This window comes from Mycobacterium sp. SMC-21, from assembly GCF_045310825.1.
GTDB lineage: Bacteria > Actinomycetota > Actinomycetes > Mycobacteriales > Mycobacteriaceae > Mycobacterium.
This window is the reverse complement of the sequence record NZ_JBJIAO010000011.1, coordinates 63307-85409: the sequence shown is the minus strand read 5'-3', so window position 1 is coordinate 85409 and position 22103 is coordinate 63307. Positions and strand designations below refer to the sequence as shown.

Below are 22103 nucleotides of genomic sequence, written 5' to 3'. Positions count from 1 at the left end.
ACGTTCGTCGTTTCAAGCGTGTTGTACCCCGACGTTAGGGTTCTGCTTCGTGATCGTCACCACCATCAACGTCAATGGCATCCGCGCCGCGGTCAAAGAGCGCTCGGCGGAGAACCTCGGGCTGCTGCCGTGGCTGAAGGACACCAAGTCCGACGTCATCTGCCTGCAGGAGACGCGGGCCGACGACGCGCAGCTGACGCAGGCCCTGGCGCCGGCGCTGGATGCGGGCTGGCAGCTGGCGTCGGCCGAGCCGTCTGCCAAGGGCCGCAACGGGGTGGCGGTGCTGTCGCGGGCCCCCATCACCGCGGTGCGGGTGGGGCTCAGCCCGGACTGTGAATTCGTCGCGCACGGGCGGTATGTGGAGGTCGACACCGACGGCGTCACGGTCGCCAGCGTCTACGTACCCACCGGTGAGGCCGAGACCGACAAGCAGGTGGAGAAGGAGCGCTTCATGGTGGCGCTCGCCGGCCGTATGGCCGAGCTGACCCGCAAGCGCCGCGACGTGGTGATCTGCGGCGACTGGAACATCTGCGCGACGGAACTGGACCTGAAGGCGTGGAAGGCCAACGTCAAGAAGTCCGGGTTCCTGCCCAGCGAGCGGCAGTGGTTGGCCGAGCTGATGGCCTCCGGCTGGACCGACGTGGTCCGGGAGCTGCACCCTGAGGTCCCCGGGCCGTACAGCTGGTGGTCATGGCGCGGCAAGGCTTTCGACAACGACGCCGGGTGGCGCATCGACTACCACCTGGCCAACGCGAAGCTGGCGCCCAGAGCCCATGCGGCGCGGGTGGAGCGGGCTGCGGCATATGCGCTGCGCTGGTCGGACCACGCGCCGGTCACGGTCGAGTACAGCTGATCGGACTCAGTCTCGAAGCGGTAGGGCAGACACCATCGGGGTGTCCACTCCGATGCGACCGAGCGCACTGGCGCCGCCGGGGGAGCCCAACGGCGCCTCGCGTCCGGGGAGTACCTCATCGAAGAATGCCGCGTTGTCGGCGAGGTATGCGAGCTGGTCTTCGGGCAGATCGGCATCGTAGTAGATCGCATCGACTCGGCAAATCAGTTTGCAGGCACCGCAATCCACACATTCGCGCGGGTTGATGTAGAGCGCCCGATCGCCTTGGTAGATGCAGTCGACCGGACACTCCTGCACGCAGGACATGTCCGTGACGTCAACGCATTCCCGTCCGACAACGTAAGTCATATAACGGACGGTATCGATGCCGTAGCACGTGACCTCAGTGGCCAAAGTTGCTGATAACAGGGCCGGAAGTCCCCAATCTGTTACTGGACGGCATGCCGTGACTCGTCGTCGGACGCATGGCCCCATTGCGGGTCCCGGCCCAGGTGGCGGAGTAGCCTCTCGAAATCCGTTGTGCTGTCGGCGGTCCTGGCCGGCCCGAACGGCGCATTGGGCATGCTGCGGAAGTCCCCGTCGGGCACGGCCAGGGCGAGGGGCAGGGCTGCGGCGACGACGTCGTCGGGCAGTGTGAAGGGAACGCCGAGGCCGGCCGCGACGTCCCAGCCGTGCACCGCGTAGTCGATCAGGTGAAATCCGATCGCCATCTCGGCCGGCACCGAGGTGCCCAATTCCGGTAGCGCGAACTGGCTTTCGGGATCGGCGCCGGCGAATGCGTCCAGCATATCGTGGGCGGCCGCGGCGTAGTCGCTTATCGGGTCGTCCGTGTCGCGAACGGAAACCGGATCCCAGAGCGCGAGTTCTTGGCCGCCGCCACGTGCGGCAGCGGCGAACCCACGGTGCTGGACCGTCATGTGAGCGAGGAGTTCGGCCAAATCCCAAGCGGCACAGGGAGTCGGGCGCCGCAGGTCGGCAAGACCGACGGTGTTGACGACGTCGATGGAGGCAAGAATGGTGCGGCGATGGGTACCGAGAAGATCGGTGGAAACTGTAGGCATGAGCTGATCGTAAGCACATGCGTACGATATGGCAATGCCTACGATAGCCGGATGTCGGCCAAGCGCCCTGACCTCGCTGCGATGCTCGCGCCGCTGCTGCGTGAGCTGATGGCTGCCGAGCAGCCTGTCCTGGACGCTCATGGCATCTCGATGTGGGGCTACGTCGTGCTACTGGCGCTCGACGAGACCCCGATGCGGTCGCAAGCTGTTCTGGCGCAGGCGATCGGCGCCGACAAGACCCGCATCATTCGCACCCTCGACGACCTGCAGGACCGTGGCTACATCGAGCGCACGCCGGACCCCGACGACCGCCGGGTTCGGCTGCTGTCGATCACGCCGGCCGGCCGCCGGCTCAAAGACGCCGTGCAGGCCGACATTCAGCGCGGCGAGGAGCAGTGGCTCGGCGAGCTGAGCGCCGAGGAGCGGCGCGTCTTCTTCGGCGTGCTGCAACGTCTGGCGCCGCGACCCGACTGAACACGAGCGCTCGGCGTCAGAGCGTCTCCGTGACCTTCCGCAGCCCGCGCGGCTGGTCCGGGTCGCCACCGCGGGCCAGTGCCAGGTGCAGGGCAAGTTGTTGCAGTGGAAGGATTTCCAGCAGCGGGGAGAGTTCGTCGCTGACCCCGCTGGGCAGCGCGATGCCACCGGCCAGGCCGGTCAGGGCCGTTGGCGCGCCGACCCCGAAGACGTCGGCGTGACGCTCGGCCAGCCGTTCCAGCACCGGCGCCATGGCCTGGCCGCCGGCGCCCTCGGGCACCACCGCGAGCACCGGCACCTGGGGGTCGACGGTGGCGAGTGGACCGTGCAACAGGTCGGCGCCCGAAAACGCCTGTGCGGAAAGGTAAGACGTCTCCATCAGCTTGAGGGCGGCCTCGCGGGCAGTGGGGTAGGAGTAGCCGCGGGCGGTGGCGATGAGTCGTTGCGCGAACCGATACCGCTGCGCGACCTCGCGGACCAGCTCCCCGGCAGCGAGCACCTGCTCGCCGAGGTCGGGCAGCGCGTCGACACCGCCGTCGTTGTCCCGTCCGAGCAACAGCTGCAGGGCAAGCAGCTCCGCGGTGTAGGACTTGGTCGCGGCCACCGACTTCTCGGCCCCGGCCAGCACATCGATGTGAATCTCGGCTGCCGCAGCCAGATCCGACGCCGGGTTGTTGGTGACGGCGACCGTCAGCGCACCTTGGGCGCGGGCCACCTCGACCGAGCGCACGAGGTCCGGCGAACCACCGGACTGGCTCACCGCGACGTACAGCACGTCGCGCAGATCGGGTTGGGCGCCGTAGACGGTCATGGTCGACGGGGAGACCAGCCCTGCGGGCAAGCCGTGGTTGATCTCGACGAGGTATTTCGCGTACAGCGCGGCGTGGTCGCTGGTGCCGCGTGCCACGAACAGCACGAAGCGTGGCGCAGCCGCCGCGATCTGAGTCGCGGCGGCCCGGATGGGGCCGCGGCCATCGTCCAGCAGCCGGCGCCACACCTGCGGCTGTTCGGTGATCTCGGCGGCCATCAAGTGGCCGGGGGACGTTGGATCGGCGCTCACTTCGTCTCCTTGTCGGAGGTCGGCATCGCACTGGAACCCACTTTCCCCAGCGTAGACCGAGCCCCGGACAAAACCGGATGACAACAGTGCGAAAATCGAAGCCATCATGAGCAACAGCGGTGCAGGCGCGGACAAGCGCGTCGTCTTTTCCGGGGCACAGCCCACCTCCGACTCGCTTCACCTGGGCAATGCCCTGGGCGCGGTGCAGAACTGGGCCCACCTGCAGGACGGCTACGACGCGTTCTTCTGCGTCGTCGACCTGCACGCCATCACCGTCCCTCAGGACCCCGAGACGCTGCGTCGTCGCACGCTGGTGACCGCCGCGCAGTATCTCGCGCTCGGTATCGACCCGACCCGCAGCACGGTGTTCGTGCAGAGCCACGTCGCCGAGCACACCCAGCTGGCGTGGTTGCTGGGCTGCTTCACCGGCTTCGGTCAGGCGTCGCGGATGACGCAGTTCAAGGACAAGTCGCAGAAGCAGGGCGCGGACGCCACCACGATCGGTCTGTTCACCTATCCGGTGCTCATGGCCGCCGACATCCTGCTCTACGACACCGACCTGGTACCCGTCGGTGAGGACCAGCGTCAGCACCTGGAACTGGCCCGGGACCTCGCGCAGCGGTTCAACGCGCGTTTCCCCGACACCTTCGTGGTGCCCGAGGCCATGATCCCCAAGGCCACCGCCAAGATCTACGACCTGCAGGACCCGACCGCCAAGATGAGCAAGTCGGCCGCGACCGACGCCGGGCTGATCAACCTGCTCGACGATCCGGCCAAGAGCGCCAAAAAGATTCGCTCGGCGGTCACCGACAGTGAGCGCGAGATCCGGTTCGACACCGAGGCCAAGCCCGGCATCTCCAACCTGCTGACCATCCAGTCGGCGGTCACCGGAACCGCCATCGACGCGCTGGTGGCCGGGTACGAGGGACGCGGTTACGGCGATCTGAAGAAGGAAACCGCCGAAGCCGTCGTCGAGTACGTCACCCCGATCAAGAACCGGGTCGACGAGCTGCTGGCCGACCCGGCTGAGCTGGAATCGGTGCTGGCCACCGGTGCCGAGCGCGCCGAGCAGGTGGCGTTCAAGACGCTGCAGCGCGTCAACGACCGCCTGGGCTTCCTGCCGCGTCTGCGCTGACGTTGTGGACGCCGCGCCGGGACACCCGCGGCGTCGCACACTAGGCTTTTCGGCAGACAAGGGGGTTTGCCGAAAATGACCGACTCGGACCAGCCGGGCCTACTCGACCGACTGCGTCAGCGGCATCCGTGGCTGGATCGGATCATGCGGGCCCAGGACCGCTACCAGGACTGCAACGGCGACTTCTATGCCGCCGGCATCACCTACTTCACGGTGTTCGCGCTGTTCCCGCTGCTCATGGTCGGTTTTGCCGCGGGTGGTTTCGTACTGGCCTCCCGCCCGGACCTGTTGGCCGAGCTCGAGGTGCACATCCGGTCTGCCGTCGCGGGCGACTTCGGCAATCAGCTGGTCGGCCTGATGGACTCGGCCGTGAAATCGCGCACCTCGGTCGGCGTCATCGGCCTGGCGACCGCGGCGTGGGCCGGCCTGGGCTGGATGGCCAATCTGCGCAAGGCCCTCACCGAGATGTGGGAGCAGCAGAGCGAACCCGATGGCTGGGTGGGCACCAAGCTGTCCGACCTGCTCGCCTTGGTCTCGGCGTTCGCGGCCATCGTCGTCACCATCGGCCTGACCGCCCTGGGCGACACCGGATTGATGACGACGGTCCTGCACTGGTTCGGTGTCGGGCACATCCCAGGCCTCAATGCGCTGCTGCGGGTGGCGTCGATCGCGGTGTCGTTCCTCGTGGCGTGGTTGATGTTCACCTGGATCATCGCCCGGTTGCCGCGCGAGAAGGTCAGCCTGCGCAGCTCGGCCCGTGCGGCCCTGATCGCCGCGGTGGGCTTCGAACTGTTCAAGCAGGTCGCTTCGATCTACCTGCGGACCGTCATGCACGGCCCGGCCGGTGCCACGTTCGGTCCCGTGTTGGGTCTGATGGTGTTCGCCTACATCACCGCCCGGCTGATCCTGTTCTCGACCGCGTGGGCGGCAACCGCCGCGGACACCATGGCGCTGGCCCCGGTGGCGCCGCCCGGACCGGCTGCGATCGTCACCCGCTACCGCGAGCGCGAGGGCGTCGACGCGAACAGCGCGGTGGTCGGCGCGGCTGTGGGCCTGCTTGGTGGGCTGGGTCTTTCGCGCCTGGTGCGACTCCGCAGGGGATAGTTGCGCCGGCGGCTCGTTGCCGACCGATGGTGTATATGCAACACTGGTGGCATGGTCCACGCCGCTGTCGATGAGATCGTCAGTAATTGCCTGGCGGTTCGCGTCCGGCTGCTCGGCCGGGCGGTGACGAGTCTGTACGACCATGCCCTCGAGGAGCACGGCGTCAGCATCGCCCAGATCAATCTCATGGCGGCGCTGGGGAAGGTGGGGCCCTGCTCGCCGGCCCGGATCGGTGAGGTGCTGCAGCTGGAGCGGTCGACCGTCAGCCGCAACCTGAGTCTGTTGATGAAGCACGGCTGGGTGGAGGCGGTCTCTGCGAACGCCAAAGGGGTGCGTGAGGTCGCGCTGACCGGATCGGGCCGCAAGAAGATCGAGACCGTGCTGCCGGCATGGCGGCAGGCGCAACAGGAGGCCGCCGAGCTGATGGGCGCCGGCGGCGTCAAGGCGGTCCGGACCCTGGCGACCAGTATCGGTCTGCCGCCCGGCGACTAGAGATCTGTTGGGCTCGGCTCATTCCCGCGATCCCAACGTTGTATATACATCAAATAGAGGAGCTGTCATGTCACATCCCACGTCGAAGATCTTCATGATCGGCGCGACCGGGGCCCAGGGCATCCCGATCGTCCGCGACCTCGTCGCGGACGGAAAGTACTCCGTCCGCTTCCTCACTCGCGACGCCACGAGTGCGCGGGCCAAATCGTTGCTCGAGCTGGGAAACGTCTCGGCGCTCGAAGGCACCTTCACCGACGAAAACATGCTGCGAGAAGGCTTTCGCGGATGCGACGGTGCGTTCATCAACATCGACGGATTCAACGCCGGTGAGAAGACCGAGATGTACTGGGCCATCCGCGCCTACGAGATCGCCATCGAAGAAGGCATCCGATTCTTCGTCTACGGGAACCTCGACTACGCACTGAAGAAAGCCGGGTACGACTCCAGGTACCGCGCCGGCCACTACGACGGCAAGGGCCGCATCGCCGAATGGATCCTGCTGCAAAATCAGGTGAATTCGGCTCGGATGGGCGCCGCCATCTTCACATCGGGGCCGTACATCGAGATGACGATCTCACCCCTGACGCCCATGGCACCCAGCGTGGAAGACGGCGTCGTCACCTGGCGGGTACCACTCGGCGACGGTGCGGTGCCCCATGTCTCACTCGAGGATTGCGGTTACTACGTCCGCTGGCTCTTCGACAACACCGACCGGTCCAACGGCATGGACCTCGAGGTGGCCATCGACCACATCCCGTATCACGAACTTGCCCGGGCATTCGAGACGGTCACCGGGCACCCCGCCCGATACGTCGACACCGACATGGACGCGTACTGGCGCGGGCCGCTCGGAGGCGTCGCCGACAGCCCTGCCGGATACAACGCCGACCCGAATGACCCGAGCACCATGACATTTCGCGACAACTTCACCGGCTTCTGGAATCTGTGGAAAGACGGCATCATCACGCGGGATTACGCGCTGCTGGACGACATCCACCCGAACCGGATTCGCACCGCTGAGCAGTGGTTCAGACGCGAAGACGAACTCGGCAGGGCGACCGGGAAAGGCAGCCTCTGGGAACGCGTCCAGCCGGAGAACTGGACTCTGGACTCGGCTGTGCTGAAGAGCAGCCAGGACCTGCGCACCGGAAAGCTCTGATCCCGGTCGGCACGCCGCCGTCAGCAGCCGTCGGGGCACACGATGTCGACGAGAGCCGACGGGGTGCCGCCGTCCAGCGTGCGCACGCCACCGACCGTGCAGGCCGTCAGCGGTGCCGTGGGTGTCTGATTGAGTTGCACCAGATACCCCGCGGCCCGCAGGTCGTTGATGGCCCCTTCGGCGGACGCCGCCGATGCCACGGGCGCTTGCAGCATCACGATGGCAGCCAGCGCCGCCATGCCCGACCCGATGAGTATTGCTTTCATGTCATCCCACTTCCTGGTGGGCCGGTCGCCGGCGCACCAGCGCCATGATCGACCAGCGGTTCGAATAACCCTGTCCGACAAGGACGCCCACGCTCAGCAGCGCCATGATCGGATATTGGGCGATGAGTTGGTCCGAGCTCCAGTAGACGGCCAGCAAGCCCGCCGAGGTGACGGCGGACAGCGTGCTGAACAGCCCGAGGATCAGAACCAGACCCAGTGTCACTTCGGTCAGCGGGGTCATGACGCCGGCGAGGTCGGCCGTCGGCCGCAACAGGTGCTCGGCGACGAAGCGAAAGTACTCCGGCACACGCGAATTCGCCGACGCGCCGTCGACGACGAGCAGGATGTCCGCACGCCCGAAGTGAGCCCGGAACTTCACATAGCCCTCATGGAGCCACAGCAGTCCCAGCCCGACCCGGACCGCGCCGAAGAGTATCGACGCGGCCAGGTCGGCGCGGTCGCGCGTGTTCAGTGCGCGGGTGGTCATCAGATCGGACATCACATGAGTGAGGCAGCGCCGAAGACTGCCTTCGCCTTGTCGCAGTGGATGACGACGGTGGTGTAACCCATGGTGTCGATGCCGGACAGCGGGAACGACTGCGTCGCCTGGTCGAACTTGATGGCGGCGATCTCCTTACCCGCCGCAACATCGGACTCGGTGGACCCCTTCGTCAGGTACACGTGCAGGTCCGGGCCCTCGTCGGACGAGAATTCCGCGAACTCCAGATTCATGCCGGTCACGGTCGCCGTGCCGGCAACGTGCTTGCCATTGAGGCCGGTGAAATGACCCGTGCGCGCGGCGGAGCTCGCGGTGGCCATCGCGGAGGTCATGGTGGACGACATCGCGGAACTGGCAGGGCTCGACGAGCCGGCCGACTTCATCTCGTTCGCACCGCACGCGGTGAGCGTCAGCGCGAACACCGCAGCTGCTGTCGCTGCGATCGGCTTGATGACCATGTGGAACTCCTTCGAGCGTCGTGGGGTGCCGATCACCCCGTCGCCGACGAAGTTAGGGAGCGCCCGGCGGGCGTTCGACAAAGATTTCAGAACCGTAAGAAACAGCCCAATACCCGGCCCGCTGTCTAGGCTCAGCACCATGAGAGGTGCGACATGGATGCGCCCGTGAGCTCCGACGACGGCGGCGGAGCGCATGTCGTGCTGGTCGAAGACGACCAGCGGGTGCGAACCGCGGTGGCGGCGTACCTGCGCGCCAAAGGTTTTCGGATCGACGAGTTCTCCGACGGGGAAACCGCGCGCGGCGCCGTGCAGCGCTCGACGCCCGACGTGCTCGTGCTCGACCGCATGCTGCCCGGGCTGTCCGGCGACGACCTGCTGCGCGACATCCGCAGCCGCTCCGACGTTCCGGTGATCATGCTGACCGCCCTCGGGGCGAGCGGTCACCGGATCGACGGCCTCGAACTCGGTGCCGACGACTACCTAGCCAAGCCGTTCGCGTTGCGCGAGCTGCAACTACGCATCTCGAAACTGTTGCGGCACAGAGTCTCCCACCAGTCGCCGCTCGCTCCGTTCGTCGTCGGCCGGTTCCGCATCGACCCCACGATGCGCCGGATCACCTGCGGCAGCGCCGATGTCGAACTGACCGGACGCGAATACGAACTGCTGCTCTTCCTCCTCAAGAACCCCGACCGTGTGGTTTCCCGCGACGAGATGTTGCGCGAAGTGTGGGGCTGGAGTGCCGGCGACGCGTCGACGGTCACCGTGCACATCCGCCGGCTCCGCGAGAAGATCGAAGCCGACCCACGTGACCCCGTCTACCTGCGCACCGAGTGGGGCACGGGGTACCGGTTCACGCCGTCGGGGCGGTCGGCGTGATCCTCGGCGCGGCGGACCTTGTCATCATCGCGGTGACGGCCCTGATCTGTACGTCGGTGGCCACCGGCGCGGCGGTTCTCGTCATGCAGCTGAATCGGCGGGGCTCCATCGGGACGCACGTGGCGGCGCTGATCGGCGCGACGATCGTCGCCATCGTCGCCTCCACGGTGGCGATCTCGATCGAGATGTACCTGTCGTCGCACGACCTGCAGGTGCTGCTGGCGGTGCTCGCCATCTCGGCGCTCATGGCCGGCCTCGCCGCCGGGTTCATGCTGCGACGGCTGCGGCGGTCACTGGCCCGGCTGCAACGCGCGGCCCGGCAGATCGGCAGCGGCGAGGTCGTCACGGCGGACGTCGACAGTTCGCGCGAATTCGCCGAACTGTCCAGCCAACTCGCGCAGTCGTCCGCGCAGCTGGCGGCGGCCCGTGCCGAGGTCGAGCAGCTCGACGCATCACGGCGCCAGCTGGTGGCCTGGGTCTCGCACGATCTGCGGACGCCGCTGGCCGGGATGCGGGCGATGGCCGAGGCGCTCGAGGAAGGCGTCGTCGACGAGCCGGCGGACTACATCCGCCAGATCCGCGACCAGGTGGACGCCGTCAACGGCATGGTCGACGGGCTGTTCGAGCTGTCCAAGATCCAGAGCGGCATGCTCAAGCTCAGCAAGGAGCCGGTGGTACTCCTCGATCTCGTCTCCGATGTCGTGTCCGACATGCAGGCCCTCGCGGCCACCCGCGGCATCACCATCACGCATGCGGAAATGACCGACCAAGTCCTCTATGCCGATCCGGGCGAGCTGTCCCGCGTGGTGGCGAACCTGCTGGTCAACAGCATTCGGCACGCGCCGGAGGATTCCGAGATCCAGGTCTCGGCCCATCACCTCGACGGCGACCGGATCGTGCTGACGGTGCTGGATCAGGGTCCCGGCGTGCAGTCGCACGATCTCGGGCGCATGTTCGACATGGGATGGCGCGGTACGCAGGCCCGCACCCCGGAGTCCGACGGCTCGGGCGCCGGCATCGGCCTGGCCATCGTGCGCGGCATCGTCGAAGCCCACGGCGGTCAGGTGTCGGCCGCCCATGTGCCCGGCGGATTCCGGCTGGACGTGACGCTGCCGACGACGTGATCGCTATGCGCCCGGTGGCGCCGAGGTGAGCACGCGGGGACCGAGTTGGTGCGCCAGCTCCAGCGCGAGTTCCATCGCGAGCCGGCGTTCCCCCGGCTGGTAACCGAGCAATTCGGTGGCCCGGGCCACCCGTTGCAGGACGGTGTTGCGGTGGGTGTGCAGCCGGGTGGCGGCGCGGGGTGCGTTGTCCGCCTCGTCGAGGAACACCCGCAGGGTGTCGCGCAGACGCGCTGCGGCCGGGGTGTCCTCCCCGAGCGGGCCCAGGGTCGCGGCGACGAATTCGGCTGCGCGGTCGGTGTTCTGGGCCGCCAGCGCCGTGACCTCGAGATCGCGGAACAGCGCAACCCGGGCGCCGCCGGGGTGCCCGGCCAGCAGACTCTGGATCGACAGCGCCGCCTCGTGGGAGCGGCGAAAGCCGGTGATGCCGGGCCGCGTCGGTCCCACCGCGACGCGAATGTGGTTCTGCGCCTGCTCGATTGCGTCGGAGAGCGCGTCGACCTCGGGCTCGGTGCTGCTGCCCAGCCACGCCCACAACGTCGAGGAACCGACGGACAATGTCAGCGGCGGTCGGGTACCCGCGGCCCGCGCCAGCACCGCCGCGGCGGATTCGAGCGCACCCTGGACGTCACCGTGCGGCGGCGTCCACAGCACCAGCGCGGTGTGGCGCTGGCGGAGGTCGTATCCCAGGCGCTCGCCGGCCCGCCCCGCGTCGATGGCGGCGCCGTCCAGGATGAGCCGGATGGTCTCGGCGCGGCGGGCGATGGCGCCGCCGAGCACTTCCTCGCGTTCGCGCTGCGCCGCGGTGACGACGCACCCGAGCACGGTGTCGACGTACTCGAACAGGCGTTGTGAGGACGCCTCCAGCAGTTCGAGCAGCAGCGGACCGGAAGGGACGAGCCGGGTGGCGTGCTTCATATAGCGACTCCACGCCACGTTCTGTCCGCGCCGGTAGGACTGGAACAGCACATCGAGCTCCAACCCGCGGCGGGCAATCGTGCGGGCGACATCGAGGGCCTCGGGTGGGATGTCGATGGGTGCGGGCTTGGCTTCCCTGCGGGCCAGCATCGACAGCACCCGCGCGGCGTTGGCCCGGTTGCTGGCGGTGGTATCCGCCAGCACGGCAGCATCCGAGCCGGCGGCGGGGGAGAGCTCGATCTCGGCGGCGTCCATCTCGGCGACCAGGTCGTCGAGCTCGGCCAGCATCAGTTCGGCGACGTCGCCCATGAGGTCGATGACCTCACGTGATGGTGTCTCGGCGGCCATCAACGAAGTATGCCCCTGCACATATCGCGGGTCGAGTACTGGGCCGTCGCACCTGTTACACGCCCCGCGACGTCCATAGCGTGAGTGCCATCACACAAAGCTGTCCACCCGTCAGGAGCCACACAGTGTCCATCACCTCAACGCAGCGGTCGACGTCGCAGGACGTCGACGTCCTGATCATCGGCGCCGGCATCTCCGGCATCGGCGCGGCGTATCACCTGAAGGCGAACCGCCCGGGCACGTCGTTCCTGATCATCGAGGGGCGCGACACCATCGGCGGGACCTGGAGCCTGCACAAGTACCCCGGCATCCGGTCGGACTCCGACATGCCCACGTTCGGGTTCGGCTTCAAGCCGTGGACCCACCGCAAGTCGATCGCCGACGGCCACATCATCCTCGACTACCTGCAGCAGACCGTCGACGAGAACGGGATCGGCGAGCACATCCGGTTCGGTCGGCGCGTGCAGAACGCGAACTTCGACTCCGACACCGGCCGCTGGACCGTCACCACGACGCAGGGCGATGACACGACGACGTTCACCGGCCGCTTCCTGTTCCTCGGCACCGGGTACTACGACTACGAAAAGCCCTTCATCCCCGACTTCCCCGGCAAGGACGACTTCGCGGGCCCGGTCATCCACCCGCAGCTGTGGCCGGAGGATCTGGACTACGCCGGCAAGAAGGTCGTCGTCATCGGCAGCGGCGCAACGGCGGTCACGCTGATCCCGTCGATGGCTGACAAGGCCGGCCACATCACCATGCTGCAGCGGTCCCCGAGCTACGTGCTGTCGGTGCCGGCCGCGGACCCGATCACCAACGCGCTCAACAAGGTACTCGGCCACGAGCGCGCCTTCCCGATCGTGCGGCGCAAGAACATCGCGACGGCGCGCGGACTGTTCAAGCTCTGCCAGAAGTACCCGAAGATCATGCGAAAGCTGTTGATCGCCAACGTCGCCCGGCAGCTGCCCAAGGGCTTCGACGTCGATACCCACTTCACCCCGCGCTACAACCCGTGGGAGCAGCGCCTGGCGATGGTGCCCGACGGCGACCTGTTCAAGGCCTTCCGGACCGGCAAGGCCTCGATCGTCACCGACCAGATCGAGCGGTTCACCGAGCGCGGCATCCTGCTGGAGTCCGGGCAGGAGCTGGAGGCCGACATCATCGTCACCGCAACGGGTTTGAACATGTCGCTGTTCGGCAAGATCGCGCTGAGCGTCGACGGTCAGCTGCTCAACATGCCGGATCACACGGTGTACAAGGCCATGATGGTGTCCGACGTCCCCAACATGGCCTTCGCCATGGGGTACACCAACATCGCGTGGACCCTGAAGGTCGATCTGGTCTGCGAGCACTTCTGCCGGATGCTCGACCACATGGACGCCCACGGTCACGACGTCGTCGTGCCGGTCGTCGAGAACCCCGACATGGCACGCGGCCCGCTGATGGACCTGTCGTCGGGCTACGTGCAGCGCGGCATCCAGCAGTTCCCCCGCAGCGGCGACAGCGGTTCGTGGCTGGTCAAGCACGCCTACGAGATGGATGCCGAGCGGCTGCGCGGCGGTCCCATCGAGGATCCGGGCCTGCGGTTCTCGTCCGTCAAGTCCGTCGCGTACGCCTCGTAGGGAGACATCGTTCATGAAGCAGCTCTACTTCTACAGCCACGGCGTCCGTTGTGCCGCTTGGCATCTGCCTGCTGCCACCGATGCGCTGGCCGGTGAGGCCGGCCGGCCGTGCGTGGTGATGGCCCACGGCTTCAGCGGCACCAAGGACACCGCGCTGCTCGGCTTCGCCGAGCCGTTCGCCGCCGCCGGCCTCGACGTACTGGTCTTCGATTACCGCGGGTTCGGTGAATCCGAAGGTGTTCCCCGGCAGGATGTCTCGATTTCCCGCCAGCGGCAGGACTATCACGCCGCCATCGCCGCCGCGCGGCACCTGCCCGGCGTGGACCCGGACCGGATCGTGCTGTGGGGCACGTCGTACGCCGGCGGTCACGTCATCGCCGTAGCCGCCCGGGACCAGCGGATCGCGGCCGTCATCTCGATGAATCCGGCCGTCGACGGGCGGGCCACGCTGGCCCACCTGGTCCGCAACTGCGGCGTCGGATATCTGGTGCGCGCCAGCGTGAATGCGCTGCGGGACGTGCTGCGCGCGGCGCGCGGACGGCCCGCGCACATGGTGCCGGTGGTCGGGCAACCCGGCTCGAACGCGGTGATCGCCACCTCGGGTTCGGAAGAGGCCTGGCTGCCCGTCGCTGGGCCGACATGGCGCAACGAGGTGCGTGGCCGGCATGCCCTCGGCGTCGCGTTCAACCGCCCGATCACGAAAGCCGGGAAGCTGGCGTGCCCGATCCTCGTCCAGCCCGGCACCGACGACCGCATCGCGCCGGCCGCCGCCGCCCGCAAGGCCGCCCGCCGCGCCGGGTACTGGGCGCAATTGCGTGAGTACCCCGCAGACCACCTCGATTTCTACGACGGTCCCTGGCAGCAGCGGGTTTTGGCCGACCAGCTCGACTTCCTGCAGCGCGATCTGGCCCCGGCCCAAGGGCACCGCAGCGTTACCCACTCAGCCTGAAAGGAATCCACCGATGAAGACCACCGCAGCTGTCCTGCTGGAGCCGGGTAGGCCCTTCGAGATCATGGAACTCGATCTCGACGGGCCGGGGCCGGGCGAGGTATTGATCAACTACACCGCCGCCGGACTGTGTCACTCCGATCTGCACCTGTCCGACGGTGACCTCCCACCGCGCTATCCCATCGTCGGCGGGCACGAGGGCGCCGGCATCATCGAGGACGTCGGCCCCGGCGTCACCAAGGTCAAGCCCGGTGACCACGTGGTGTGCAGCTTCATCCCCAGCTGCGGCCACTGCCGCTACTGCTCGACCGGTCGGCAGGCCCTGTGCGACATGGGCGCAACCATCCTCGAGGGCTCCATGCCCGACGGCTCGTTCCGATTCCACAAGGGCGGCACGGATTTCGGTGCCATGTGCATGCTGGGCACGTTCGCCAAGAAGGCCACCATCTCGCAACACTCGGTGGTCAAGATCGACGACTGGCTGCCGCTGGAGACCGCCGTCCTCGTCGGCTGTGGTGTCCCGACCGGATGGGGCGGCGCCACCTACGCGGGCAACGTGCGGCCCGGCGACATCACCGTCGTGTACGGCATCGGCGGCATCGGCATCAACGCCGTCCAGGGTGCCGCGCATGCCGGAGCGAAATACATCGTGGCCATCGACCCGGTGCCCTTCAAACGCGATACCGCGCTGAAATTCGGTGCGACACATGTCTTCGCGAGCGCCGAGGCCGCCGCCGAGAAGATCACCGAACTGTCCTGGGGGCAGGGCGCCGATCAGGCCATCATCTGCGTCGGAACCGTCGACGAGGACGTCGTCACGTCGGCCTTCAGCGCCATCGGCAAGGGCGGGACGGTCGTCGTGATCGGTATGGCCAACCCCGAGAAGCTGACGATTCACGTCTCGGGCCTGGAACTGACGTTGTTCGAGAAGACCATTCGTGGCTCGCTGTTCGGCTCGGCCAACCCGCAGTACGACATCATCCGTCTGCTGCGGCTGTACAACGACGGCCAGCTGCAACTCGACGACCTGGTGACCACGCGGTACACCCTCGAAGAGGTGAACCAGGGCTATCAGGACCTTCGGGAGGGCAAGAACATTCGCGGGATCATCGTGCACTGACGATTCCGGCCGGTAGGTTTGCCACTGTGATCGCAATGATCCCGCAGTGGCAGATCGGACCGGTGCAGGTGCCGGTGCACGGTCTGTTCGTGGGGCTGGGTGTGCTGGCCGCCGTGATCGTGTTCGTCCACGAGGCGCGCCGCCGCGGCGCGGTGAACGAACAGTCACTGGTGGCCGTCACCGGCGCCCTCGTCGGCGGGGCGATCGGCATGCGGGCGTCGGGGTTGGCGCGCCACCTCGATTTCAGCGCCAACCCGACTGTCGCGCAGGCGTGGGAGTACGGCTCCAAGAGCATCCTCGGCGGACTGCTCGGTGCCTACCTCGGCGTGCTGATCGCCAAGCGGCTCGGCGGATATCGCGGCAAGACGGGCGACCTGTTCGCGCCCGCGGTCGCCCTCGGGATGGCCGTCGGCAGAATCGGCTGCCTGCTGACGGAGGCGCCCGGACGCCCGACGACACTGCCCTGGGGAGTACATGCGCCGGCCAGTACCCCCGAATGCCCGGGGTGCGTCGCCGGGCTCGCCATGCACCCGTCATTTGCATACGAAATCGCTTTCCAGTTGGCGGCTTTCGCGGTGCTCATGTGGCTGCGGCCGCGCATCACCCATCCCGGCGAGCTGTTCGTCATCTACATCGCCGCCTATGCGGTGTTCCGGTTCTTCGTGGAGTTCGTGCGTGCCAACGAGACGGTGTGGCTGGACCTGACGCGGCCGCAATGGGTGCTGTTGCCGTCCTTGGCGCTCGTGGGCTTCCGAGTCTGGCGTGGCTATTGCCGTGGCTACTACCGGATTTCGTCTGCAGACAGGGAGGGTGACCGTGTCCGAGCCGCCAATTGATTATCCGGATGACGAGCCCGGCAACGGCCCAGCGCCCGGTCAGAACCCGCCCCACTACCCGCAATACCCGCAATATCCACCGCAGTACCCGCAATACCCGCCGCAATATCCGCAGTACGGCTATCCGGCACCGAACGTGCCGAACCCCAACGCGATCTCGGTCGGTGGCGTGATCGGCGGTGTGTTCATGTTTCCGGTGCTCAACTTCGTCATCGGGTTCGGCACCGTGATGCTGGCTGACCAGGGGAAGGTGCTGCTGGGCTTCGGGGCCGCGCTGCTGGCTCTCCTCGCCTTCGGGGGTGGCTTCGCGTTGTGGAAGACGGGTAACCCCGGGTCCAAAGGGCTGGGTCTGGGCCTGATGATCGGCTGGGCGCTGACCTCGATCCTGACCGTCGGCTACTGCACCGGCCTGAACCCCACGATGTACACATGACGGCCGGGATGGGTCTGCGCGGTGACCGGCTGTTGCGCTACGTGACGGCGTACTGCCCGAGCTGCCACCATGAGGCGCCGGAGCGGCCGCTTGCCGACGTCGCGCGCCTCTCCGGCCGGCTGGTCGAACGAGACGGACGCGTGTGGCTGGAGCGGGGGTGCCCTGCGCACGGTCTGGTGCGCACGCTCTACGACGAGAACCCCGAGATCCTGTCCTATCTGGAGGAGTGGACCGCCCCGACCAAGGGGCACATCCCCGATGTGGCAGGCAATTTCGATCCGATCCCGTCCGCCTATCTGCGCGGGCTGCCGGAGATGCAGACCCAGCACACCTGCATCCTGCTCGAAGACATCGCCGAGGTCTGTAATCTGCGGTGCCCCACCTGCTTCACCGATTCTTCGCCCGATCTGCGCAATGTGGTGCCGGTCGCCGAGGTGCTCGCGAACGTCGATCAGCGGCTGGCCCGGGAGAACGGGCGGCTGGATGTGCTGATGCTCTCCGGTGGGGAGCCGACACTGCATCCCGATCTGGCCGAACTGCTCGACGAACTGACCAACCGGCCGATCACGCGAATCCTGGTCAACACCAATGGCATCCGGATCGCCACCGATGATGCCCTCCTCGCGCTGCTCAGTACGCACCGGCACCGCGTCGAGGTGTATCTGCAGTACGACGGGCTCTCCGAGAGGGCGCACCGGCACCACCGTGGCGGCGACCTCCGCAAGTTGAAAAAGCAGTCATTGCAACGGCTTTCGGACAGTCAGATTTTCACGACGCTGGTGATGGCCGCTGCGCTCGGCGTCAACGACGACGAGATCGGTGACATGGTCCAGCTGGCGCTGGACACTCCCTACGTCGGCGGCATCACCATTCAGCCGCAGTTCGGGTCAGGGCGGTCAGGGGACCTGGACGCGCACGACCGGCTGACCCACACCGGTGTGCTGAGCAGGCTCGGCCCCCAGACCGACGGGCTCGTGACCTGGCAGGACCTCACCGCGTTGCCGTGCTCGCATCCGCACTGCTGCTCCGTCGGCTATGTGCTGCGCGACGATTCCGGGCAATGGCGGTCGCTGGTCTCGCTGATCGGCCACGATGTCCTGAAGGACCGACTGGGGTTGGTGTCCAACAGGATTGCCGACAGCGAGCTGCCGCAGGAACTGCAGCTGGCGGTGCGGGAATCACTGCTGGGCCTGCTATCCGAGCAGTCTTCGCTGTCGCATCCCGGGATCGGCGACGTGTGGCGCACCATCTGCCAGAACTGCGATCTGGGCATGCCGACGCTGCTGGCGCTCGCGTCGTCCGCCCTGCCGGGTGGAAAGAACCGGGTGCGGAAGCTGTTGGGGGAGCGGGTGGTTCGCATCACCGTCAAGCCGTTCATGGACATCTCGACCATGATCGAAGAACGCCTGGTGCAGTGCTGCGTCCATGTCGGCACCCGCTCGAGCCAGGACCAGTGCGCGCCGTTCTGCGCGGTACAGGCGTGGCCGGCGCTGGGGCGCCAGCGCATGTCCATCGCCGCGGGCACCGACCTGGGGAAGGCGCTGCCGCTCACGGTGCTGTGAGGGCCCAGGAGCCCGCGAACCTGACCACAGGCTCAACGCCGCCCTCGCGGCCGCCTTCGTTCACCCTCACGTGGCGGCGCTAGTCACTCGAACAACTGAGCCGTGCGTACAGGGTCAACGGGGAGAGGCGGCGCCGGAGGCCGACCACACCCCGCGCCGCAAGACCGCGCGCACCTGTAGTTTGCGGTCCAGCACGACGAGGTCGGCAGACTTCCCGGGCGCCAAGGCGCCGACGTCGTCGAGACCCAGCGTGCGGGCCGGCGTCGTCGCCGTCATCGCCACCGCGTGCCGCAGCGCCGAATCCGAGGCCGCTTCCAAACCCGTTGCCGCCGTGCGGAACAAGGCGTCCATGGTCGCTGTGCTGCCCGCGATGGTGGACCGCTCACGCAGCCGGGCCACCGAGCCGCTGACCTCGACGTCGAGCCCGCCCAGCTGGTACGACCCGTCGGGCATCCCCGCTGCCGCCATCGCGTCGGTGATCAGTGCGACGCGATCAGAGCCCGCGGTGACCGCCACCTGGTGGACGAGAGCAGGGTGTAGGTGCACGCCGTCGGCGATCAGCTCGACGGTCAACCGGGCGTCCTCCAACAGCGCCAGCGCCGGCCCCGGATCGCGGTGGTGCAGCGGACGCATGCCGTTGAACACGTGGGTACCGACGGTGGCGCCCAGCTGCAGGGCCCGCTTGGTCTCTTCGTAACTGGCGTCGGTATGGCCCACGGCCACAATGACTCCCGCGTCGACGAACCGCTCGATCGCGACATCGGCGCCGGGCAGCTCCGGGGCGATGGTGACCATGCGGATGGTGCCGTCGCCGGCGGCGAGTACAGAATCGATCTCGGCGGGGTCGGGGTCCCGCAGCTGCGTCACGTCGTGTGCGCCGCAGCGCGCCGAACTGAGCCACGGACCTTCCAGGTGAATCCCGGCGACGACACCGGCACGTACCGCGTCGGCCAGGGTCTGGACTTGCGCCAGCAAGGCCTCGGGTGCCGCCGTGACGAGACTGGCCAGGGTCGTGGCGGTGCCGTGGGCACGATGAAATTCGGCTGCCCGCGCTACCTCGTCGGGATCGTCGGTGCTGTAGGAGAATCCGCCGCCACCGTGCACATGCATGTCCACGAATCCCGGCACCACGACACCGTCCGGGAAGTCGACGTCGACGCCACGCGGCGGGGCGCCGCCGCCGCACGCCACGATGCGGTCGCCATCGATCTCCAGCCACCCAGGCCGGGACACAGCGTCGAGCGCTGAGCCTCCCAAAACAACGGTCCCGGCCGAGATGAGCGTCATCGCCCGTCAGTCTCTACCTGTTCGAGTGCTGAGGGCGCCGATTGATCGAACGGGCAGCCATCATCAGCGAGAGCACCACCGCGGACCCGACGACGCCGACCCCGACGCGGATCGGCACCGCGTCGGCCGGCGTCAGGCTGTCGAAGGCGGGCGCAGCCACCGGATGCTTGGCGTCGGGCTTGCGCTGCGTGAGCGACGGGTCCGGCTCGATCAGGGTGCCGACCTTGGTGCCGGGCGGGGTCGCGAAGCCGTAGTCCAGCAGGCGTGCGGCCTGCTCCCACGGCGCGATCGGCACGCGGGTGCCGTGCAGCAGAATCGCGACCAGGCGACGCCCGCCGCGGTCGGCGGCGCCGACGAACGTCTGCCCGGCGTCGTCGGTGTAACCGGTCTTGCCGCCGAGTGCGCCCGGGTAGTTGTAGAGCAGCTTGTTGTCGTTCTCCAGCTCGTAGCCGGGGTGATCGCCGGGCTCGCCGGGCTTGGCCGGGTGGCCGGGGAAGTTGTACTTCTGCGTGGCCACGATCGAGGCGAACGTCGGGTTCTGCCAGGCGTAGCGGTAGAAGAGGCCCATGTCGTAGGCCGACGTGCTCATGCCGGGGCCGTCGAGGCCGGACGGGGTGGCCGCCCGGGTGTCGCGGCCGCCCAGCTTGGAGGCCAGGTCGTTGATCTTGTCGATCGCGGTGTCCATGCCGCCGACCTGCATCGCCAGTGCGTGCGCCGCGTCGTTGCCCGAGTGCATGAGCAGGCCGTGCAGCAGGTCGTTGACGGTGTAGACGCCGCCGTCGTCGACGCCGACGCGGGTGCCCTCGGCGGCAGCGTCCTCCGGGGTTCCGGTGACGCGCTTGTTGATGGGCAGTTCACGCAGTGCCTGGGTCGCGATCAGCACCTTGATGATGCTGGCCGGCCGGTGCCTGCCGTGCGGATCCTTGGCGGCGATGATGTCGCCGTTGTCGAGGTCGGCCAGGATCCAGGCGTCGGCGGAGACATCACCGGGCAGCGGCGGCATGTCCGGTGCGGCGACGATTCCGCAGCTGCCCATCAGGTCCCCGCCGAGCGGCGTGGCCGGCACAGGGATCGGGGCCGGCGGGTCCCCCGCCTTCGGCACCTCGGACTGGTCGACCGCGGGCGGGGTGTTCACGCGGTACGGGCATGGATCCGCGGCCGGTGGGTCGGGTTCGGCATAGGCCAACGCCGGTGCGGCCGTCAGGAAAAACGCTGCTGCCAGGGCTGCAGCGCGTTGTGCCGTTGATCGGGTGGTCGCCATGGTGTCGTCAGATTAGGCGACGGACCACCGGATCCCGTGTTGCCGCGCTGTGACAGTTGGGGTTGAAGTTACAACTGTGAATTAGCTGACAGAGGTCTACCGGCGCTCGGGGATCGCACAATGTGCCAGCGCGGGCACCCCGATGGAGCTCATCCACAGTCGCCCGTCGTGCTCGACGAGTCCGGTCACCTGTCCGAACTGACGATGCCGCATGCGCACGCCCGCGACCGCGGCGCCGCTGTCGGGGTCGAAGGCGACGGCCCACACCTCCAACGCCATCTGCGGCTGCAGCGCGTCCGGCAGTCGCCACACCAATTGGCGCAGAATGGTCGGCCGCGGTGCGAGCCACTCCGCGGCGGCGTTGATCGGGGTGACGAACGCGACCCAGATTCGGCCGTCGGCACCCGTCGAGATGTTGTCGGGCATGCCGGGCAGGTTGATGGCCAGCGGGGTGATGGTCCCGGCTTGTGGCCCGGACAACCAGTACTTCGACAGGCAGCGGCCCTGCGTCTCGGCGAACACCAGCGCGGTGCCGTCGGCAGTGACGGTGACGCCGTTGGCGAAGTACAGGCCGTCGCGCAGCGTGCTCACCGTGCCGTCAGTCGCCAGTTTGTACAGTCCGCCGTCGCCACGGGCCTCGAGGATCGCGGCGCGGAAATGCTCGTAGTGGAACGAGCTGGTCGACTCGGTGAAATAGATTGTGCCGTCTTCGGTTTCGGTCACATTCGAGCAGAACCGCAGGGGCCGCCCGTCGATGTCGGGCACCAGCACCTCCAGGGCGCCGGTGCCGGGATCCAGCGACAGCAGCCCTCGGTAGCTGTCGCAGACCAGCAGCCGCCCGTCGCGCGCGACGTGCAACCCCAGCGGCCGGCCGCCGGTATCGGCCACCACATCCGTGTCGCCGTCGGCGGAGACCCGCACGATCCGGCCGTCGACAAGGCCGGTCCACAACGTGCCGTCGGCACCGACGACAACGTCCTCCGGGGCATCGCCGGGCATCGGCACGATGGTCAGGTCGGCAGACGGGAAATCGGGCAGGGCGTCGACCGGCGGTGGGGTCCAGCGCACCGGGTTGATGGGCGGCTTGTGCGGCACGTGTAGACGGTAACGCGTGTTACGTGTCAGCAGGCGAGAAAACCCCAATTGGCAGACTAATCAAGGGCTTTCGCGATCGTCGGCAGGCAGGTCCCGGGTTCGTCCGGCGGGAGA

General features: G+C 67.7%; 24 protein-coding genes. 14 read left to right on the top strand and 10 right to left on the bottom strand.

Annotated elements, in window-relative coordinates:
* Window positions 1–49: 49 nt before the first annotated feature.
* Entirely contained in the window at window positions 50–853 is an 804-nt protein-coding gene (locus ACJH6H_RS13725) for an exodeoxyribonuclease III (RefSeq protein ID WP_293023426.1), read from the top strand.
* A gap of 6 nt (window positions 854–859) precedes the next feature.
* Here the strand turns inward: ACJH6H_RS13725 and fdxA are convergent, their stop codons facing one another.
* Together fdxA and ACJH6H_RS13715 are read right to left on the bottom strand one after the other, a co-directional pair.
* Window positions 860–1201 (bottom strand): ferredoxin, encoded by a 342-nt coding sequence (gene fdxA, locus ACJH6H_RS13720; protein ID WP_138250175.1) that lies wholly within the window; start codon window positions 1199–1201, stop codon window positions 860–862.
* 80 nt (window positions 1202–1281) lie between these two features.
* Window positions 1282–1914, bottom strand: a complete 633-nt coding sequence (locus ACJH6H_RS13715; protein ID WP_226519273.1) for a TIGR03086 family metal-binding protein — start codon at window positions 1912–1914, stop codon at window positions 1282–1284.
* A gap of 51 nt (window positions 1915–1965) precedes the next feature.
* Between ACJH6H_RS13715 and ACJH6H_RS13710 the strand changes: the two genes are divergently transcribed.
* Window positions 1966–2388: a MarR family winged helix-turn-helix transcriptional regulator gene (locus ACJH6H_RS13710; protein WP_061004879.1), complete on the top strand. Its 423-nt coding sequence runs from the start codon at window positions 1966–1968 to the stop codon at window positions 2386–2388.
* A 16-nt stretch (window positions 2389–2404) separates the two neighbouring features.
* On the opposite strand, the gene ACJH6H_RS13705 is transcribed toward ACJH6H_RS13710, so the two are convergent.
* On the bottom strand, window positions 2405–3415 hold the full coding sequence (locus tag ACJH6H_RS13705) for an SIS domain-containing protein (protein WP_226522228.1): 1011 nt from the start codon (window positions 3413–3415) through the stop codon (window positions 2405–2407).
* A gap of 139 nt (window positions 3416–3554) precedes the next feature.
* On the opposite strand from ACJH6H_RS13705, the gene trpS reads away from it, so the two are divergent.
* The 4 genes from trpS (at window position 3555) to ACJH6H_RS13685 (ending at window position 7338) form a co-directional block, all read left to right on the top strand.
* Window positions 3555–4583, top strand: a complete 1029-nt coding sequence (trpS, locus tag ACJH6H_RS13700; protein ID WP_061004876.1) for a tryptophan--tRNA ligase — start codon at window positions 3555–3557, stop codon at window positions 4581–4583.
* A gap of 75 nt (window positions 4584–4658) precedes the next feature.
* Entirely contained in the window at window positions 4659–5687 is a 1029-nt protein-coding gene (gene yhjD, locus ACJH6H_RS13695; protein WP_406775057.1) for an inner membrane protein YhjD, read from the top strand.
* 51 nt (window positions 5688–5738) lie between these two features.
* Window positions 5739–6179, top strand: a complete 441-nt coding sequence (locus tag ACJH6H_RS13690; protein ID WP_212806702.1) for a MarR family winged helix-turn-helix transcriptional regulator — start codon at window positions 5739–5741, stop codon at window positions 6177–6179.
* Window positions 6180–6246: 67 nt separating this feature from the next.
* Complete coding sequence (locus ACJH6H_RS13685; RefSeq protein WP_212806701.1) at window positions 6247–7338, top strand: NmrA family NAD(P)-binding protein; 1092 nt, start codon at window positions 6247–6249, stop codon at window positions 7336–7338.
* A 20-nt stretch (window positions 7339–7358) separates the two neighbouring features.
* Here the strand turns inward: ACJH6H_RS13685 and ACJH6H_RS13680 are convergent, their stop codons facing one another.
* The 3 genes from ACJH6H_RS13680 to ACJH6H_RS13670 are packed head-to-tail and all read right to left on the bottom strand — an operon-like array spanning window position 7359 to window position 8561.
* Entirely contained in the window at window positions 7359–7604 is a 246-nt protein-coding gene (locus tag ACJH6H_RS13680; protein ID WP_406775056.1) for a hypothetical protein, read from the bottom strand.
* A 1-nt stretch (window position 7605) separates the two neighbouring features.
* Window positions 7606–8103, bottom strand: a complete 498-nt coding sequence (locus ACJH6H_RS13675; RefSeq protein WP_406775055.1) for a hypothetical protein — start codon at window positions 8101–8103, stop codon at window positions 7606–7608.
* Window positions 8103–8561 (bottom strand): DM13 domain-containing protein, encoded by a 459-nt coding sequence (locus ACJH6H_RS13670; RefSeq protein ID WP_318987316.1) that lies wholly within the window; start codon window positions 8559–8561, stop codon window positions 8103–8105. The genes ACJH6H_RS13675 and ACJH6H_RS13670 overlap by 1 nt, the downstream gene beginning before the upstream one ends.
* A 153-nt stretch (window positions 8562–8714) precedes the next feature.
* Here ACJH6H_RS13670 and ACJH6H_RS13665 point away from each other — a divergent pair, with 153 nt between their 5' ends.
* A complete protein-coding gene (locus tag ACJH6H_RS13665; protein ID WP_406775054.1) occupies window positions 8715–9437 on the top strand; it encodes a response regulator transcription factor in 723 nt (240 codons plus the stop codon).
* The gene (locus ACJH6H_RS13660; RefSeq protein ID WP_406775053.1) at window positions 9434–10561 is read left to right on the top strand and encodes a sensor histidine kinase; all 1128 of its coding nucleotides are present in this window, start codon (window positions 9434–9436) and stop codon (window positions 10559–10561) included. The genes ACJH6H_RS13665 and ACJH6H_RS13660 overlap by 4 nt, the downstream gene beginning before the upstream one ends.
* Before the next feature lie 3 nt (window positions 10562–10564).
* On the opposite strand, the gene ACJH6H_RS13655 is transcribed toward ACJH6H_RS13660, so the two are convergent.
* On the bottom strand, window positions 10565–11824 hold the full coding sequence (locus ACJH6H_RS13655; protein ID WP_406775052.1) for a PucR family transcriptional regulator: 1260 nt from the start codon (window positions 11822–11824) through the stop codon (window positions 10565–10567).
* A gap of 125 nt (window positions 11825–11949) precedes the next feature.
* On the opposite strand from ACJH6H_RS13655, the gene ACJH6H_RS13650 reads away from it, so the two are divergent.
* Genes ACJH6H_RS13650 through ACJH6H_RS13625 form a run of 6 tightly spaced genes read left to right on the top strand, consistent with a single transcriptional unit; the run spans window position 11950 to window position 18346 of the window.
* On the top strand, window positions 11950–13446 hold the full coding sequence (locus ACJH6H_RS13650) for a flavin-containing monooxygenase (RefSeq protein WP_406775051.1): 1497 nt from the start codon (window positions 11950–11952) through the stop codon (window positions 13444–13446).
* Between the two features lie 13 nt (window positions 13447–13459).
* A complete protein-coding gene (locus ACJH6H_RS13645) occupies window positions 13460–14395 on the top strand; it encodes an alpha/beta hydrolase (RefSeq protein ID WP_318987321.1) in 936 nt (311 codons plus the stop codon).
* 13 nt (window positions 14396–14408) lie between these two features.
* Entirely contained in the window at window positions 14409–15515 is a 1107-nt protein-coding gene (locus ACJH6H_RS13640) for an NDMA-dependent alcohol dehydrogenase (protein ID WP_226519263.1), read from the top strand.
* A 35-nt stretch (window positions 15516–15550) separates the two neighbouring features.
* Window positions 15551–16351 (top strand): prolipoprotein diacylglyceryl transferase, encoded by an 801-nt coding sequence (locus tag ACJH6H_RS13635; RefSeq protein ID WP_406775097.1) that lies wholly within the window; start codon window positions 15551–15553, stop codon window positions 16349–16351.
* On the top strand, window positions 16332–16784 hold the full coding sequence (locus tag ACJH6H_RS13630; protein ID WP_406775050.1) for a hypothetical protein: 453 nt from the start codon (window positions 16332–16334) through the stop codon (window positions 16782–16784). The genes ACJH6H_RS13635 and ACJH6H_RS13630 overlap by 20 nt, the downstream gene beginning before the upstream one ends.
* Window positions 16781–18346, top strand: coding sequence for a radical SAM protein (locus ACJH6H_RS13625; protein WP_406775049.1), 1566 nt, complete (start codon window positions 16781–16783; stop codon window positions 18344–18346). The genes ACJH6H_RS13630 and ACJH6H_RS13625 overlap by 4 nt, the downstream gene beginning before the upstream one ends.
* Before the next feature lie 114 nt (window positions 18347–18460).
* On the opposite strand, the gene nagA is transcribed toward ACJH6H_RS13625, so the two are convergent.
* The 3 genes from nagA to ACJH6H_RS13610 form a co-directional block, all read right to left on the bottom strand.
* Window positions 18461–19633: an N-acetylglucosamine-6-phosphate deacetylase gene (nagA, locus tag ACJH6H_RS13620; protein WP_061002015.1), complete on the bottom strand. Its 1173-nt coding sequence runs from the start codon at window positions 19631–19633 to the stop codon at window positions 18461–18463.
* A gap of 13 nt (window positions 19634–19646) precedes the next feature.
* A complete protein-coding gene (locus tag ACJH6H_RS13615; RefSeq protein ID WP_061002013.1) occupies window positions 19647–20894 on the bottom strand; it encodes a D-alanyl-D-alanine carboxypeptidase family protein in 1248 nt (415 codons plus the stop codon).
* Between the two features lie 96 nt (window positions 20895–20990).
* Window positions 20991–21989: an SMP-30/gluconolactonase/LRE family protein gene (locus ACJH6H_RS13610; protein ID WP_061010064.1), complete on the bottom strand. Its 999-nt coding sequence runs from the start codon at window positions 21987–21989 to the stop codon at window positions 20991–20993.
* Window positions 21990–22103 lie beyond the last annotated feature (114 nt).

Excerpts from the sequence above, each read along its gene's own strand:
- fdxA (WP_138250175.1), bottom strand. The coding sequence starts at position 1,201 with ATGACTTACGTTGTCGGACGGGAATGCGTTGACGTCACGGACATGTCC.
- ACJH6H_RS13715 (WP_226519273.1), bottom strand. The coding sequence starts at position 1,914 with ATGCCTACAGTTTCCACCGATCTTCTCGGTACCCATCGCCGCACCATT.
- ACJH6H_RS13710 (WP_061004879.1), top strand. The coding sequence starts at position 1,966 with ATGTCGGCCAAGCGCCCTGACCTCGCTGCGATGCTCGCGCCGCTGCTG.
- ACJH6H_RS13705 (WP_226522228.1), bottom strand. The coding sequence starts at position 3,415 with ATGGCCGCCGAGATCACCGAACAGCCGCAGGTGTGGCGCCGGCTGCTG.
- trpS (WP_061004876.1), top strand. The coding sequence starts at position 3,555 with ATGAGCAACAGCGGTGCAGGCGCGGACAAGCGCGTCGTCTTTTCCGGG.
- yhjD (WP_406775057.1), top strand. The coding sequence starts at position 4,659 with ATGACCGACTCGGACCAGCCGGGCCTACTCGACCGACTGCGTCAGCGG.
- ACJH6H_RS13690 (WP_212806702.1), top strand. The coding sequence starts at position 5,739 with ATGGTCCACGCCGCTGTCGATGAGATCGTCAGTAATTGCCTGGCGGTT.
- ACJH6H_RS13685 (WP_212806701.1), top strand. The coding sequence starts at position 6,247 with ATGTCACATCCCACGTCGAAGATCTTCATGATCGGCGCGACCGGGGCC.
- ACJH6H_RS13680 (WP_406775056.1), bottom strand. The coding sequence starts at position 7,604 with ATGAAAGCAATACTCATCGGGTCGGGCATGGCGGCGCTGGCTGCCATC.
- ACJH6H_RS13675 (WP_406775055.1), bottom strand. The coding sequence starts at position 8,103 with ATGTCCGATCTGATGACCACCCGCGCACTGAACACGCGCGACCGCGCC.
- ACJH6H_RS13670 (WP_318987316.1), bottom strand. The coding sequence starts at position 8,561 with ATGGTCATCAAGCCGATCGCAGCGACAGCAGCTGCGGTGTTCGCGCTG.
- ACJH6H_RS13665 (WP_406775054.1), top strand. The coding sequence starts at position 8,715 with ATGGATGCGCCCGTGAGCTCCGACGACGGCGGCGGAGCGCATGTCGTG.
- ACJH6H_RS13655 (WP_406775052.1), bottom strand. The coding sequence starts at position 11,824 with ATGGCCGCCGAGACACCATCACGTGAGGTCATCGACCTCATGGGCGAC.
- ACJH6H_RS13645 (WP_318987321.1), top strand. The coding sequence starts at position 13,460 with ATGAAGCAGCTCTACTTCTACAGCCACGGCGTCCGTTGTGCCGCTTGG.
- ACJH6H_RS13640 (WP_226519263.1), top strand. The coding sequence starts at position 14,409 with ATGAAGACCACCGCAGCTGTCCTGCTGGAGCCGGGTAGGCCCTTCGAG.
- ACJH6H_RS13635 (WP_406775097.1), top strand. The coding sequence starts at position 15,551 with ATGATCCCGCAGTGGCAGATCGGACCGGTGCAGGTGCCGGTGCACGGT.
- ACJH6H_RS13625 (WP_406775049.1), top strand. The coding sequence starts at position 16,781 with ATGACGGCCGGGATGGGTCTGCGCGGTGACCGGCTGTTGCGCTACGTG.
- nagA (WP_061002015.1), bottom strand. The coding sequence starts at position 19,633 with ATGACGCTCATCTCGGCCGGGACCGTTGTTTTGGGAGGCTCAGCGCTC.
- ACJH6H_RS13615 (WP_061002013.1), bottom strand. The coding sequence starts at position 20,894 with ATGGCGACCACCCGATCAACGGCACAACGCGCTGCAGCCCTGGCAGCA.